The sequence below is a fragment of the Nesterenkonia xinjiangensis genome, assembly GCF_013410745.1.
GTDB classification, from domain to species: Bacteria; Actinomycetota; Actinomycetes; order Actinomycetales; family Micrococcaceae; genus Nesterenkonia; species Nesterenkonia xinjiangensis.
This window is the reverse complement of sequence record NZ_JACCFY010000001.1, coordinates 1,337,656-1,352,865: the sequence shown is the minus strand read 5'-3', so window position 1 is coordinate 1,352,865 and position 15,210 is coordinate 1,337,656. Positions and strand designations below refer to the sequence as shown.

The window sequence follows — 15,210 nt, the reverse complement described above, 5'->3', positions numbered from 1 at the left end:
CGACGGCGGATGGGCGGCTCAGCGGGTGCCGAACTCCACGGATTCGGTGGTCCATGATCGGGCCTGCTCGGTGAGCGTGATGCCCAGCCCGGGACGGTCCGGCACCAGCATGCGGCCCTCGCGGATCTCCAGGCGCTCCTCGAAGAGCGGGTCCAGCCAGTCGAAGTGCTCCACCCAGGGCTCGGTCGGGTAGGCCGCGGCCAGGTGCAGATGGATCTCCATCGCGAAGTGCGGAGCCAGGCCGAGTCCGGCGTGATGGGCCAGGGCGGAGAGCCGCAGGAACTGGGTGATGCCCCCCACGCGCGGGGCGTCGGGCTGGATGATGTCGCAGGAGCGCGCGTCGATGAGCCGCTGGTGCTCGGTCACCGAGGCGAGCATCTCCCCGGTGGCGATGGGGGTGTCCAGGGCGGTGGTCAGGGCGGCGTGGCCCTCGGCGTCGTAGGCGTCCAGGGGCTCCTCGATCCAGATGAGGTCGAACTCCTCGAGCCGGCGGCCCATGCGCAGCGCGGTGGCGCGGTCCCACTGCTGGTTGGCGTCCACCATCAGCGGCACCTCGGGGCCGAGGTGCTCGCGGACCGCGGTGACCCGGCGCAGGTCCTCCGCCGTATCAGGCAGTCCGACCTTGATCTTGATGCCGCCGATGCCCTCCGCCCGTGACTGGTCGGCCCGTGCGGTGATCTCCTCGACGGTGGCGTGGAGGAAGCCTCCGGAGGTGTTGTAGGTCCGCACCGAGTCCCGGTGGGCGCCGAGGAGCTTGGCCAGCGGGAGGTCGGCGCGCCTCGCCTTGAGGTCGTAGAGGGCGATGTCGATCGCAGCCAGCGCCTGGGTGGCGACTCCGGAGCGCCCCACGGAGGCGCCGGCCCAGAGAAGCTTGTCGTAGAGCTTGGCGATGTCATGGGGGTCCTCGCCGATGACGTTCTCAGCGACCTCCTTGGCGTGTGCGTACTGGGCGGGACCGCCGGCGCGCTTGGAGTAGGAGAACCCCACGCCCTGGTGGCCCTGCGCGGTGGTGATCTCGGCGAAGAGGAAGACGACCTCGGTCATCGGCTTCTGCCGGCCGGTGAAGACCTTGGCGTCGGAGATGGGGGTGGGCAGCGGGAGGGTGGCGGTGGAGAGGCGGATGTGCCGGATCGCATCAGGGGAGTAGGCCATGACAGTGATCGTATAAGTGCGAGACTTGTATGACTACTGTTGGTTCGGCATCGTGTGATGCGCAGCGCAGGCGCAGATTCCGTGACGTGCCACGGCGCCGCCGCGTAGGCTGGATGGGGACAGCCGAGCCCTCGGAGAGTCCCGTGGGGCCGCCCGATCAGGATGGAGGATCGACCGTGACCTCACGATCGACGTCGCCCCAGGGCGACCCTGGCCCGCAGCCTGAGGATGCCACAGGTCTCGAACCCGGCGGAGGAGTGCCGCCCGGTGAGACGCCGCCCGATTCCGGGAGCACCGCCGACACGCAGCCCGAATCCGCGCCGCCGAGGCCGCCCAGGTCGAAGCCCGTCATCGCGATCGTGACGGTGCTGGTAGCGGTGCTCCTGCTGATCTTCATCGGCTACATCGCCGGCATCCTCGGCTGACGCCGTCGGAGGTCGGTGGGCCTCAGGCGCCGACGGTGGACTGGCGGGGCACCAGGGTGGGGGTGAACACCGGGTGTTGGACCGGGACCTCCGGGTCCTCGATGGCTGCGACGAGCAGCTCGGCCGCCCGCTGGCCCATCTCCGCCGCCGGCTGCCGCACCGAGCTGATCGGCACGGTCGCCGACGCGGCGAACTGGATGTCGTCGTAGCCGATCAGGGCGATGTCCTCAGGCACCTTCACCGCGGCGCGCGCCAGCTCCTGCAGCACCCCCAGGGCCACCAAGTCGTTGGTCGCGAAGATCGCGTCCGGGCGTTCGGCGGCGGGCAGCGCCAGCAGCCCCTGGGTCGCCTGGCGTCCGGACTCCACGTCCATGGCGCCGGTGTCGTACATCTTGACGCTGACGCCGTCGTGCTCTTTGGCCGCCGCTTCGGCGCCCGCGTAGCGGTGGGCCACCTGCCGGATGTTCAGCGGGCCGCCGATCACCGCGATGCGGCGGCGCCCCTGGGTGATCAGGTGCTCGGCGGCGAGGCGGCCGCCGAGGTGGTCATCGGTGGAGACCGAGGAGAACTCGTCGGCCCCGGACTTGCGGTCCACGATCACCACTGCTGTCCCGCGCTCCTTGATCCGCCGGAGCCGGGGCAGGACATCACCCACCGGAGAGATCAGCAGCCCGGAGACGCGCTGCTCCTCGAAGAGCCGCAGATGGGCCAGCTCGCGCTCGCCGTCCTGGCTGGAGTTGCCCAGCAGCAGGGGGCGCTTCATCTCGACCAGGCCCTTCTCCGCGCCGGAGGCGACGTCGGCGAAGAACGGGTTGGCGACGTCGAGCACGATCATCCCCACTGCGCGGTTCTGCTGCTGGCGCAGCTGCCGCGCGGCGTCGTTGCGCACGTAGCCCAGCTCGTCGATGGCGCTCAGCACACGTTCGCGGGTGGCCGAGGAGACCTTCTCCGGGTGATTCAGGGCGTTGGACACCGTGGCCGGCGAGACACCGGCATGCGCCGCGACGTCCCGCACTTGAGCCATTGCCATGGGGACAGGATACCCATGACGAGCCCGTTGCGGCCGAAGGCGACGACGGATGCCCCCTCGGCATGGTGTGATGCATGCAGTGTTGCTAGCATCACGTCGACGGACCAGAGAGGATGCGATGACGCAGACGCCGCACCGGTTGACGGCCTTCGGGCCCGACTTTCCCTTCTCCTACGATCGGTGGCTGGAGCACTCCGCAGGGCTGGGCAGTGTGCCGCCCTCTGCTCACGGGCGAGAGGTCGCGATCATCGGCGGGGGCATCGCCGGACTGGTGGCCGCTTATGAGCTGATGCGCCTGGGACTGCGTCCCGTGGTCCACGAGGCCGAAAGGCTGGGCGGCCGGCTGCGCTCGGAACCGTTCCGCGTCCCCGGGCAGGAGGACTCTCAGGTGATCGCCGAGCTGGGCGGGATGCGGTTCCCCCGCTCCTCGGCCGCGTTCTTCCACTACGTGGACCTGCTCGGGCTGAAGACCGCCCCTTTCCCCAATCCCCTGACCGAGGCCGCCGGCAGCACTGTCATCGAGCTGGGTGGGCGGTCCTGGTACGCCCGGACCCTGGAGGACCTGCCAGCGCTGTTCCAGGAGATCGCGCAGGCCTGGGACGGCGCCCTGGATTCCGTGCTGCACCTGAACGCGCTGCAGGAGGCCATGCGTCGTCGCGACTCCGCCGCGGTCAAAAGGATCTGGGACGAGCTGGTGCCCGCCTGGGACGACCACAGCTTCTACGAGTTCATCGCCTCCTCGGCGGAGTTCTCGCGACTCTCCTTCCGGCATCGGGAGGTCTTCGGCCAGGTGGGGTTCGGCACCGGCGGCTGGGACTCCGACTTCCCCAACACCATGCTGGAGATCCTCCGCGTCGCGGTCTGCGAGTTCGACGACGACCAGCACCTCATCCGGGGCGGAGTCGAACAGGTGCCCCGTGGGATCTGGACCCGGCCGGTGGATGACGCGGCGCACTGGCGGGCCGGCACCTCGCTGGCGGACCTGCACGACGGCGCCCCCCGCGGGGCGGTGACCAGGGTCTCCCGTGCCGCGGACGGGCGGTTCGCCGTCGTCGACTCCTCGGGCGAGGAGCGGCGGTATGACGCAGTGCTGGCGACCTGCCAGTCCTGGCTGCTGACGACTCAGGTGGAGGTCGAGGAGGAGCTGCTCTCTCAGGACCTGTGGATGGCCCTGGACCGCACCCGCTACATGCAGTCGGCGAAGACCTTCGTCATGGTGGACCGCCCGTTCTGGCGGGATCTGGACCCGGAGACCGGCCGTGAGGCGATGAGCATGACGCTGACCGACCGGCTCACCCGCGGGACCTACCTCTTCGACGACGGCCCGGACCTGCCTGGGGTGATCTGCCTGAGCTACTCCTGGATGAGCGACGCCCTGAAGATGCTCCCGCATCCCGTGCAACGACGCGTGGACCTCGCCCTGGACGCCCTGAGCCGGATCTACCCGGACGTGGACATCCGCTCCCACGTGGTGGGGGAGCCGATCACCGTCTCCTGGGAGAACGACCCTTACTTCCTGGGGGCGTTCAAGGGAGCCCTGCCGGGGCATTACCGGTACAACGAGCGCATGTACTCGCACTTCGTCCAGCGGGACCTTCCCGAGCACGAGCGAGGGATGTTCCTGGCCGGGGACGACATCTCCTTCACCCCGGCCTGGGCGGAAGGTGCGGTGCAGACCGCGCTCAACGCCGTCTGGGGGATCATGGCCCACTTCGGCGGAGCCAGTCCGGTGGAGAACCCCGGGCCCGGGGACGTCTATGACCAGCTGCGGCCCGTGCGGCTGCCGGAATGACGGGCTGAGATGACGGAACGGAACGAGGGACCCCCGGAGCGTCCGGCGGAGACGCTGACAGTGGCGCTGGCGCAGGTGCCCCCGATTGATGCGTCCCGGCAGGGTCTCGACGCACCCGGTGACGTCGTCGCCGCCGCGCTGACACGCACTCACCGGCTCGCCGCCGAGGCGGCGGAGGCGGGGGCCGATCTGCTTCTGCTGCCGGAGATGCACCTGAGCGGCTACGCGATCGGCCGGAAGGCGGTGGAGGCGCTCGCGGAAGCAGCGGGTGGGTCGGCGCTGGCGCGGATGGCGGAGATCGCGCGGAGACACGGTGTGGCGATCTGTCACGGATTCCCCGAGCGCGACGGCGATCAGGTGTTCAACAGCGCGGCATTCATCGATGAGAGTGGCCGCGAGCTGCTCCGCTGGCGGAAGCTGCACCTCTTCGGCGACGTCGATGCGCAACAGTTCGACCGGGCCGAGCTGGGCTCGGCTGGGCCGACGTCGGAAGTGGCGGCGAGGGCCGTAGTGGAGTGGCACGGCTGGGGGATCGGCCTGGCGATCTGCTATGACGTGGAGTTCCCCGAGATCGCGCGCCGGCTGGCGCTGGCCGGAGCGGACCTGCTGGTGGTGCCCACGGCGAACATGGTCGGCTTCGAGGCGGTCTCCCGGCTGCTGGTGCCCGCCCGTGCCCTGGAGAACCAGATGTATGTGGCTTACGCGAACTACACCGGTGCAGATGCAGAGTTCCGGTACAACGGGCTGAGCCTGATCGCCGGACCCGACGGAGCCCCAGTCGCCTCGGCCGACTCAGGGGAAGAGCTGCTGATCGGCCGGATCAGCGCGTCGGTGTTGGCGGATTCGCGCCGGAAGAACCCCTATCTGCGGGACCGGCGCGAAGACATCCTGGGCTGAGGCTCAAGTCCTTAGGTGCCGGGCCTCACAGGGCAGCGCCGACCGGCACATGAGGGGATCATCTGCCTCGGAGTTCTCGCTTCCGGGAACAGTGCTCCGGGTGTGCGTGTTCTGCACGGATGAATCTGCTGATTCCTTCCTGCGCCGACACACAGTGCGGAGGGAGACCCCGATGAGAGGAGTTCACCGATGACTCACCACACTGAGTCCGCTGCACGCACGGACGTCTCGATCGACGGCAGGACCATCGCCCTGCTGGTGACCGACGGCGTGGAGCTCCCCGAGCTCACCGAGCCGATCGCCGCGATCCGTCGGGCCGGCGGCACTCCGAAGATCGTGTCTCCGAAGGAGAGCTCCCTGCAGGCCATGAAGGGGGACTGGGAGCATGCCGACCACTTCGACGTCGACCATCAGCTCGGCACCGTCAGCGCGGCTGACTTCGATGCCCTGGTGCTGCCCGGAGGCACTCTGAATGCCGATGCGCTTCGCATCGACGAGAAGGCCCAGGAGTTCGTCTCCGGCTTCTTCAGCGAATCAAAGCCGGTCGCGGCGATCTGTCACGGCCCCTGGATCCTCACCGAGATCGGTCAGGTCTCCGGCCGCAGGATGACCAGCTACGCGGCGCTGCGCACCGACCTGACCAATGCCGGCGCCGAGTGGGTGGACGAGGAGGTCGTCGTCGACGGCGGCCTCGTCACCTCGCGGACTCCGAATGACCTCGAGGCCTTCAACCGCACGCTGCTCGAGCTCGTCGCGGAGAAAGCCTGAGGCCTCGTCCTTGAGATCGAGTGGCCACATATGACGTCATTCGCCCGGTGACACGCCGTATCCCGACAGCAGGTGCCGTCATTTGTGGCCACTCGAACTTTCTCTGGAGTTTCCGCCTCAGAAGTGAAACGATTCACCTCACGTGAATCTCATCTGAGGAGGACCACATGCGTCGCGTCTGCTTCCAGCTGCAGGTGAAGCCCGAGCGGATCGAGGAGTACGCCGAGAGGCACGCCGCCGTGTGGCCGGACATGCTCCGTGCGCTCAAGCGCTCCGGCTGGCACAACTACTCACTGTTCCTGCGCGAAGACGGCCTGCTCATCGGCTATGTCGAGGTCGAGTCCCTCGAGGAGGCGCAGGCGGCCATGGAGGCCGAAGAGGTCAATGCCCGGTGGCAGGCCGAGATGGGGGAGTTCTTCGTCGACCTCGAAGGCGCCCGCCCGGACACCGGCTTCCTGGAGCTGAAGGAGGTCTTCCACCTGGAGGACCAGCTCGCCACGGCCGACGGCGGCGGCGCCGGCTGACGGCGGCGGCGCCGGCTGACGCCGTCGTCGTCAGTGCCTGCGCTCACTCCCCGACGGCGGCGCGAGCCTCGTCCAGCCACTGCTCGGCGGCGTCCGACGGGGTCACGCCCTGGTGCAGCAGCAGATCGATGATTCGCGGAGTGATGTCCTCGATCGCGGTGGATCCGGCCGGGCCGATCCACCGCTGCGCCGTCTCGCGCTCGGCAACCTCCTCGATGTAGTCCACCTCGGCCTGCTGGTCCTCGTCGAGTGAGCCGCTGAGGATCTCGCGCATCTCCGGGTTGTCCGGCACTCCACGCTCCAGGCCCATGATCTCCACTGCGGCAGGGGAGTTCACCAGGAAGTCGATCAGCTCGGCGGCGGCCTCCGAGTCCTCGGTGTCGGCGGAGATCGCGTAGAACTGCGAGGACTGCTGCCACACGCCGGGGGTCTCCGCCTCGCCGGGCAGCGGCCACAGCTCGAGCTCCTCGCCCACGGACTGCGAGAAGGTGGAGAGGAAGTTGCTCCAGTCGATCGTCATCGCGACCTGCCCGGTGGCCAGCAGGGTCTCCTCGGGCGCGGCGCCCTCCTGCTCGGTGATGACACTGGCCGGCGGTGCGGCGCCGGTGTCGACCATGTCCTGCATGCGGGTCAGCATGTCCTCGAGGGCGTCCTGGGTGACGCCGACCTGACCCTCCTCGGTGTAGAGGGGTTCGCCGTGCTGGCGTGCGAAGACCTCCACCGTGTCGTGGTCGAAGCCGTCCGCCCCGTAGGCGTCGGTGTTCTCGGCCACCTGCTCGGCGATCTCCTCGAAGTCCTCCCAGGTCCAGGTCTGCGGGTCCGGCCTCTCGGCGCCGGCCTCTTCGAGGAGCGCGGGGTTGACGATGACCGCCAGCGCGTTGCTTCCTGTGGAGAGGGCGTACTGGGTGCCGTCGATCTGCCCGTTCTCCAGCGCGCTCTCGTCGAGCGTGCCCAGGTCGAGACGGTCGCTGACGGTGTCCAGGTCCAGCAGGGCGCCGCGGTCGGCATACTCTCCCGGGTAGGCGCCGCCGAGGGTGAAGACGTCGGGGGCGTCGCCGCCTGCGACAGCTGTGGCCAGGCGGTCGAAGTGCCCGGCGGTGTCGGAGGACTCCCCGGAGACGCTGAGTCCGGTCTCGGCCTCGAAGGCCTCGAGGGCCTCCTGGGTGAGCTGGTTGCGCTCGGTGCTGCCCCACCAGGCGAAGCGGAGGGATCCCTCGTCGGGCGATCCGCAGGCGGAGAGCGTCAGGGCCGCGCTGACGCCCAGTGCGGCGGTCAGGTGGAGCGTGCGATGCGGGCGGGATGTGCGTGTCATGGGGTCCTCATCATGGGAACGGGTGGGCTTGCCACACGGGTGATCCCTGACTGCGAGCCCTGTTCTCGCGTTCACAGGATGCCGGTCTGGTGGCGGAGCCGGGGGGCGCCCCTCAGGCTGGTGCGAAGCAGAGGGGCCAGGTGCGAGCCACAGTATCCGGCGGTTTGTTTCACCACAAGGCAGAAATGCGAGGTCGGCCGTACCGTCTGGGCATCGCGTGATGCCTGCGGAGGACAAGCCGACCTGGGCTCCTTGTGAATCGATTCAATTTCTCCTACCCTGAGTGTGTTCGATCACGTGATCCCCGTCATGGGGCTGATCACGTGCCTCTCCGACCTCCCTGCAGAAGGGGCAGCCGATGTCTGACTCACTCAACCCCGTACAGCGTCGTCGAGCCTGGTGGACGGCCGGTGTGGCCGGCATGGCCTCCTATATGGACGCCGGCGCCATCGTCACCACCGGCACCGCTCTGGTGCTGTATCGCGAAGAGTTCGGCTTCGCTGAGTTTCAGTACGGTCAGCTCTCAGCTCTGCTGACCGCGATGATCGCCGTCGGCGCGCTGATCGGCGGCCCGCTCGCCGACCGCTTCGGCCGCCGGCGGGTCTTCACCCTGACGCTGTTCCTCTACATCCTCGCCGCCGGCATCATGGTCTTCGCCCCCGATGCGGGCTGGCTGTACGTCGGCATCCTGCTGCTCGGCTTCTCCTCGGGGGCGGATCTGCCGTCGGCCCTGGCGATGATCGCCGAGTCCGCGCCCGACGGTGAGGAGGGCAAGTTCGTCACGCTCTCCCACGCGCTGTGGATGATCGTGATCCCCATCGTCAACGTGATCGGGATCTTCGTCGGCGACATGGGGGCCGACGGGGCGCGGCTGATGTATGCGCACCTGCTCGTCGTCGCCGTCGTCGTGCTCATCCTGCGCTGGCGCCTGCCTGAGTCGGAGATGTGGCAGCAGAAGCGGGAGGCCGTCCGCACCGGCTCCATCGACAAGGCGAGCCTGAAGGTGCTCTTCGGGCCCACGTACCTGTGGGCGCTGATCGGGGTCTCGCTGTTCTACGGCATCCAGAACATCGCCGCGAACTCCAACGGACAGTACGCCATCTATCTCTTCACCGACGTCGGAGGTGCCACAGTCTCCACCGCCTCGTTGCTGAACGTCATCGCCGTCGTGATCGGTCTCGGCGGCACCTTCCTGGTCATGCGGTTCAGCGACACGCCGCTGCGCATGCCGCTGTTCCTCCTCGGCACTGTCCTGGCCGTGGCGGCCTGGGTGCTGCCGGGGATGCTGGGCGTGAGCACGGCGACGGTCTTCCTGATGGCCGCGCTCTTCTGGTTCGCCCAGCAGCCCTCGGGGGAGCCGATGTTCAAGATCTGGTCCCAGGAGATCTTCCCGACCGAATACCGCAGCGCCGCCCAGGGTGTCGCCATCGCCTTCACCCGTGCGGTGGCCGCAGGTGCGGCGCTGGTGACGCCCCTGATCATCGAGCAGAGCGTCACGCTGTTCTTCTACTGCATCGCCGGAGTGCTGCTCACCGCCGGGCTCATCGGCTGGTTCTGGGTGTCACGGATGCCGCAGGTCATCCATCAGGAGAAGGCCGGTGGGCCGCAGAGCGCCACGGTGCTGGCGGAGCGAGCGCGGTAGGGCGCGGCGATGCGGCAGGAGAGGTGGATGGAGGCTGTCGAGAGCGTGCCGGTCGGACGTGCGTGGGCCGGGATGCACGTCGGGTTCGACCTGCTGACTGAGGGGGCGGACCAATACGTGGGCTGGTGGAACGCCGAGCGGCGGCTCGCCGTGGCCCACCGGACCCTGGGCGTCTCGGGGGCCGAGCACTCCGCCTGGACGCATCGGGTCCTCGACGAGACCCTCGGCTGGGACTCCCACAACCACATCTCCCTGGGCCTGGATCGCGGCGGCCACCTGCATGTCTCCGGCAACATGCACAACGACCCCATGGTCTACTTCCGCACGCAGGTGCCCGGCGACGTCACCACTCTCACGCGGCATGACCACCTCGTGGACTCCGCCACCGAGCAGTCCGTGACCTATCCGGAGTTCCTCACGCTTCAGGACGGGCGGCTGGCCTTCAGCCATCGCGACGGCGGCTCCGGCGACGGCGTCACCTACGTCGACGTCTACGACGAACCCTCCCGGAGCTGGCGGCGGCTCGTGGACGCGCCGCTCTTCGACGGCTCAGCCCAGAACGGCGAGGGCCCCTGGAGCGCCTACTTCCAGGGGCCCGAGCTGGGGCCCGACGGGGCCTTCCATCTGCTCTGGATGTGGCGCGAGACCCCCGACGCCGCCACGAACTCCCTGCTCTCCTATGCGCGCAGCGAGGACCTGCTCACCTGGACCGATGCCCATGGCCGTCCGCTGGAGGCTCCGTTCACCTACGGAGCCGGTCACGTGGTGGATCCCGTCCCGGCGCGAGCGGGTCTGCTGAACGGCAACGCCCGGCTCGGCTTCGACGCCGAGGGTCAGGTCCACGTGACCTTTCACAAATACGACGACGACGGCTTCTCCCAGATCTGGGTCGCCCGACCCGCCCGTGCGGAGCCCGCCGGGGACTCGGCGGGCCCCTGGGAGGTCCATCAGCTCACCGACTGGCAGCGTCGCTGGGATTTCGGCGGGCAGGGGACGCTGATCTTCGAGGTGCAGCTGCTCGGCTCGCGAGCGCAGCCCGACGGTCGGGTGCGGGTCGACCTCCGCGTCTTCGGCGAGCAGCGCAGCATCATGATGGATCGGGATCTGCGGCCGCTGGTGGAGATCCCCGCGCCGCCCTGGCCCGGTGGTCTCGCCGAGGTGCGCGGAGACTTCCCCGGGCTGCAGGTCAATCTCCAGAAGGGCCGCGGCAAGGAGGCTGTCCACGGGGGTCATGTCCTCCGCTGGGAGAGTCTGCCGGAGAATCGTGATCTGCCCTACGAGAAGTACCCGCAGAGCAGCCGGTTGGACGTGGTGAGCCTGCCGAAGGCCTAGTCATGCTGCCCGCTGCGCTGCCGGACCGCCTCGGTGATGCCGGATCCGGTATGGCCGAGGTGATCGTGCGGGGTAGAACGCGGAGCGGACGGGCAGTTGACACGTCTGTGAGCATCGTCATACGATGCCTGCAGAGATTGAAACGATTTACTACGAGCAGGACAGAGGACCATGACGACCTTCGCAGAGATCGCTCCGCAGCTGGAGCACCAGGCGATCGAGGTGCCCTCCTGGGCCTACGGCAACTCCGGCACCCGCTTCAAGGTGTTCGGCACTCCCGGCACCCCCCGCACAGTGGAGGAGAAGATCGCCGACGCTGCTGCCGTGCACCGATTCACCGGTCTGGCGCCGAAGGTCGCCCTGCACATCCCCTGGGACCTCGTCGAGGACTTCGCCGCCCTGCGGGTCTACGCGAATGATCTGGGCGTGGAGCTGGGGACCATCAACTCCAACACCTTCCAGGACGACGACTACAAGTTCGGCGGTCTGACCCACCACGATCCGACCATCCGGCAGAAGGCCATCGACCACCACCTGGAGTGTGTCGAGGTCATGGGTGCCACGGGTTCCCGTGACCTGAAGATCTGGCTGGCCGACGGCTCCAACTACCCCGGTCAGGCTGACATCCGCGGCCGCCAGGACCGCCTGGCGGACTCCCTGCAGGCCATCTACGCCCAGCTCAGCGGCGACCAGCGCCTGGTGCTGGAGTACAAGTTCTTCGAGCCGGCGTTCTACCACACCGATGTCCCGGACTGGGGCACCGCGCTGGCCCATGTGCAGGCCCTGGGGGAGAACGCCAGCGTCTGCCTGGACACCGGCCACCACGCGCCGGGCACCAACATCGAGTTCATCGTCGCCCAGCTCCTGCGCCTGGGGAAGCTCGGCTCCTTCGACTTCAACTCTCGCTTCTACGCCGATGACGATCTCATCGTCGGCGCGGCCGATCCCTTCCAGCTCTTCCGGATCCTCTTCGAGGTCATCCGCGGCGGCGGCTACGGTCCGGACTCTGAGGTGGCGTTCATGCTCGACCAGTGCCACAACGTGGAGAAGAAGATCCCCGGTCAGATCCGCAGCGTGCTCAACGTCCAGGAGATGACCGCCCGCGCACTGCTGGTCGATCGCGAGTCCCTCGAGGCCGCGCAGCAGGAGGGCGACGTGCTCGGCGCCCACGAGATCTTCATGGACGCCTTCTACACTGATGTCCGCGCCGACCTCGCCTCCTGGCGCGAGGCCCGCGGCCTGCCGGCCCATCCGATGCAGGCCTACGCCGAATCCGGCCACCAGGAGACGATCGAGGCCGAGCGCGTGGGCGGCACCCAGGTGGGCTGGGGAGCCTGATGCACCGGACCGTCGTCGCCGAGCTCGACGCCGTCGGGACGCAGGACCACGTGCTGGACGGCCCGCACGGACCGCTGCCGGTGCGTCTCTACCGCGGGCAGGATGCTGCGCCGGCCCGCCCGGGGCCCGCGCTGGTCTGGGCGCACGGAGGCGGATTCGCCTACGGTGACGTGGAGATGGCCGAGGCCGACTGGGTCGCCCGTTCTCTGGCCGCCCGCGGCATCCCGGTGGTCTCGGTGGGCTATCGGCTGGCGCCGGCCCTCCATGAGCTCGACGCCGGAGACCTGGCTCAGGCTGGCCCTGAGGCCGGTGTGCACTACCCCGTGCCCGGCGAGGAGCTCGCCGCCGCCTTCGACTGGACCCGCACACGTGCCGCCGACCTCGGTGCGGCCCCCGACCAGGTGAGCCTCGGTGGGGCCAGCGCCGGTGGGAACCTGGCTGCCGGCGTCGCGCTGACCCGGCTGCGCCGATCAGGGCACGATGGTGGCGGGAACGAGGCGGGCCACCAGCCTGCCCAGCTGATCCTCGCCTACCCCACCCTGCACGCCGTGCAGCCGCCCACCCCGGCAGAGCTGCGCGCCCTGCTAGACGCCGACCCGGAGGCCGACAGGTTCGGTGCGGAACCAGTGCGACGCATGTACGAGAACTACCTCGGCGGCACCGTCGATGACGCACCTGTGGGCGCGGTACCCGGCACCGCCACCGTCGCAGAGCTCACCGGCCACCCGCCGACGACGATCGTCACCGGCGAGGTGGACGAGCTGCGGGTCTCCGCCGAGGCCTACGCCGCGGCGCTGCGCGAAGCCGGCGTCGACGTCGAAATCCACATGGCCCAGGGTGTCCGGCACGGACACCTCAACCGGCCCGATGAGGGCCCCGCCGCCGAGCAGACGATCGACTGGTTCGCCGCCCGGATGCTGCGCACCGTCTGACCACTCCCGAGACACCGAAGGATCTCCCATGACGAACCCCACCGTCGCTGACCTGATCACCCGCTCCAACCGGCTCGGAGCCGACCCGAAGAACACCAACTACGCCGGCGGCAACACCTCTGCTAAGGGCGTTGACACCGACCCGGTCACCGGCGAGGAGGTCGAGCTGCTCTGGGTCAAGGGCTCCGGCGGGGACCTCGGCACGCTGAAGGAGACCGGCCTGGCCACGCTGCGCCTGGACCGCATGCGGGCCATGGTCGGCACCTACCCCGGCGTGGAGCGTGAGGACGAGATGGTCGCCGGGTTCGACTACTGCCTGCACGGCAAGGGCGGGGCCGCGCCCTCGATCGACACCGCGATGCACGGACTGGTCGACGCCGCCCACGTGGACCACCTGCACCCGGATTCGGGCATCGCCATCGCCACCGCCGCTGACGGCGAGGAGCTGACCAGGACCATCTTCGGCGAGAAGGTCGTCTGGGTGCCCTGGCGCCGTCCCGGCTTCCAGCTGGGTCTGGACATCGCGGAGATCAAGGAGAAGAACCCGCAGGCCATCGGCTGCATCCTCGGCGGCCACGGCATCACCGCCTGGGGTGAGACCTCCGAGGAGTCTGAGAAGAACTCGCTGTGGATCATCGACACCGCCGCCGAGTACGTCGAGAAGCACTCCCGGCCCGAGCCCTTCGGCCCGGCTCTGGACGGCTACGGCGCGCTGCCGTCAGCCGAGCGGCGTGCCAAGGCCGCCGCTCTGATGCCGACCATCCGCGCCATCGCCAGTGCGGACCGGCCGCAGGTCGGCCACTTCACCGACGACGACGTCGTCCTGGACTTCCTCGGCCACGCCGAGCATCCGCGGCTGGCAGAGATGGGCACCTCCTGCCCGGACCACTTCCTGCGCACCAAGGTCAAGCCGCTGGTCCTCGACATGCCCGCCGACGCCTCCGTGGAGGACGCCAAGGCCCGGCTGCTGGAGCTGCACGAGGCCTATCGCGCGGACTACCAGGCCTACTACGACCGTCACGCCGACGCTGACAGCCCCGCCATCCGCGGCGCGGACCCCGCCATCATCCTCATCCCCGGTGTGGGCATGTTCTCCTTCGGCAAGGACAAGCAGACCGCCCGGGTCGCCGGGGAGTTCTACCTCAACGCGATCAACGTGATGCGCGGCGCCGAAGGGCTGTCCACCTATGCGCCCATCGATGAGCGGGAGAAGTTCCGCATCGAGTACTGGGCGCTGGAGGAGGCCAAGCTGCAGCGGATGCCGAAGCCCAAGCCGCTGGCCACCCGCATCGCGCTGGTCACCGGGGCGGCGTCGGGCATCGGCAAGGCCATCGCCGCACGTCTGGTGGCCGAGGGCGCCGTCGTCGCCATCGCGGACCTGAACCTGGAGAAGGCCCAGGAGGTCGCCGCGGAGTTCGGCGGCCCCGACAAGGCGGTGGGCATCGCCGCGGACGTCTCCGACGAGAACGCGGTGCAGGCGGCGATCGAAGAGACCCTGCTGGCCTTCGGGGGCCTGGACCTGGTGGTCAACAACGCCGGGCTGTCCCTGAGCAAGTCGCTGCTGGAGACCACCGCCAGGGACTGGGACCTGCAGCACGACGTGATGGCCAAGGGCTCCTTCCTGGTCTCCAAGACCGCCGCCAAGGCACTCATCGAGCAGGGACTGGGTGGAGACATCCTCTACATCTCCTCGAAGAACAGCGTCTTCGCCGGACCGAACAACATCGCCTACTCCGCGACCAAGGCCGACCAAGCCCATCAGGTGCGCCTGCTGGCCGCCGAGCTCGGGGAGCACCAGATCCGCGTCAACGGCATCAACCCCGACGGAGTGGTCCAGGGTTCGGGCATCTTCTCCTCCGGCTGGGGCGCCAACCGTGCCAAGACCTACGGCATCGAGGAGAAGGACCTGGGCAGGTTCTACGCCCAGCGCACCATCCTCAAGCGCGAAGTGCTCCCGGAGAACGTCGCCAACGCGGCCTTTGCGCTGGTCAGCTCGGACCTGTCCCACACCACCGGGCTGCACGTGCCGGTCGATGCCGGCGTCGCGGCCGCCTTCCTGCGCTGAA

The 15,210-nt window shown here is 68.9% G+C and carries 13 protein-coding genes; 10 read left to right on the top strand and 3 right to left on the bottom strand.

The window, feature by feature from the left end:
• Positions 1 to 18 precede the first annotated feature (18 nt).
• Positions 19 to 1,152: an L-talarate/galactarate dehydratase gene (locus HNR09_RS06245; protein WP_179541258.1), complete on the bottom strand. Its 1,134-nt coding sequence runs from the start codon at positions 1,150 to 1,152 to the stop codon at positions 19 to 21.
• Positions 1,153 to 1,328: 176 nt separating this feature from the next.
• Here HNR09_RS06245 and HNR09_RS06240 point away from each other — a divergent pair, with 176 nt between their 5' ends.
• Entirely contained in the window at positions 1,329 to 1,577 is a 249-nt protein-coding gene (locus tag HNR09_RS06240; protein WP_179541257.1) for a DUF6480 family protein, read from the top strand.
• Positions 1,578 to 1,599: 22 nt separating this feature from the next.
• On the opposite strand, the gene HNR09_RS06235 is transcribed toward HNR09_RS06240, so the two are convergent.
• A complete protein-coding gene (locus HNR09_RS06235) occupies positions 1,600 to 2,607 on the bottom strand; it encodes a LacI family DNA-binding transcriptional regulator (protein WP_343047461.1) in 1,008 nt (335 codons plus the stop codon).
• 118 nt (positions 2,608 to 2,725) lie between these two features.
• On the opposite strand from HNR09_RS06235, the gene HNR09_RS06230 reads away from it, so the two are divergent.
• The 4 genes from HNR09_RS06230 (at position 2,726) to HNR09_RS06215 (ending at position 6,588) form a co-directional block, all read left to right on the top strand.
• The gene (locus HNR09_RS06230; protein WP_179541256.1) at positions 2,726 to 4,399 is read left to right on the top strand and encodes a flavin monoamine oxidase family protein; all 1,674 of its coding nucleotides are present in this window, start codon (positions 2,726 to 2,728) and stop codon (positions 4,397 to 4,399) included.
• 9 nt (positions 4,400 to 4,408) lie between these two features.
• Entirely contained in the window at positions 4,409 to 5,296 is an 888-nt protein-coding gene (locus HNR09_RS06225) for a carbon-nitrogen hydrolase family protein (protein WP_179541255.1), read from the top strand.
• A gap of 189 nt (positions 5,297 to 5,485) precedes the next feature.
• Complete coding sequence (locus HNR09_RS06220) at positions 5,486 to 6,064, top strand: type 1 glutamine amidotransferase domain-containing protein (RefSeq protein WP_179541254.1); 579 nt, start codon at positions 5,486 to 5,488, stop codon at positions 6,062 to 6,064.
• Positions 6,065 to 6,231: 167 nt separating this feature from the next.
• Positions 6,232 to 6,588 carry an L-rhamnose mutarotase gene (locus tag HNR09_RS06215; protein WP_179541253.1) on the top strand — a complete coding sequence of 119 codons (357 nt, stop codon included), beginning with the start codon at positions 6,232 to 6,234 and terminating at the stop codon, positions 6,586 to 6,588.
• 43 nt (positions 6,589 to 6,631) lie between these two features.
• On the opposite strand, the gene HNR09_RS06210 is transcribed toward HNR09_RS06215, so the two are convergent.
• Entirely contained in the window at positions 6,632 to 7,900 is a 1,269-nt protein-coding gene (locus tag HNR09_RS06210) for an ABC transporter substrate-binding protein (RefSeq protein ID WP_179541252.1), read from the bottom strand.
• Positions 7,901 to 8,258: 358 nt separating this feature from the next.
• On the opposite strand from HNR09_RS06210, the gene HNR09_RS06205 reads away from it, so the two are divergent.
• The 5 genes from HNR09_RS06205 to HNR09_RS06185 all read left to right on the top strand — a co-directional run bounded on the left by HNR09_RS06205 (position 8,259) and on the right by HNR09_RS06185 (position 15,209).
• A complete protein-coding gene (locus HNR09_RS06205) occupies positions 8,259 to 9,542 on the top strand; it encodes an MFS transporter (protein ID WP_179541251.1) in 1,284 nt (427 codons plus the stop codon).
• Positions 9,543 to 9,569: 27 nt separating this feature from the next.
• Complete coding sequence (locus HNR09_RS06200) at positions 9,570 to 10,874, top strand: BNR repeat-containing protein (RefSeq protein ID WP_179541250.1); 1,305 nt, start codon at positions 9,570 to 9,572, stop codon at positions 10,872 to 10,874.
• Between the two features lie 171 nt (positions 10,875 to 11,045).
• A complete protein-coding gene (gene rhaI / locus HNR09_RS06195) occupies positions 11,046 to 12,212 on the top strand; it encodes an L-rhamnose isomerase (protein WP_179541249.1) in 1,167 nt (388 codons plus the stop codon).
• A complete protein-coding gene (locus HNR09_RS06190) occupies positions 12,212 to 13,144 on the top strand; it encodes an alpha/beta hydrolase (RefSeq protein WP_179541248.1) in 933 nt (310 codons plus the stop codon). The genes rhaI and HNR09_RS06190 overlap by 1 nt, the downstream gene beginning before the upstream one ends.
• A 28-nt stretch (positions 13,145 to 13,172) precedes the next feature.
• Positions 13,173 to 15,209, top strand: coding sequence for a bifunctional aldolase/short-chain dehydrogenase (locus tag HNR09_RS06185; protein ID WP_179541247.1), 2,037 nt, complete (start codon positions 13,173 to 13,175; stop codon positions 15,207 to 15,209).
• Position 15,210 lies beyond the last annotated feature (1 nt).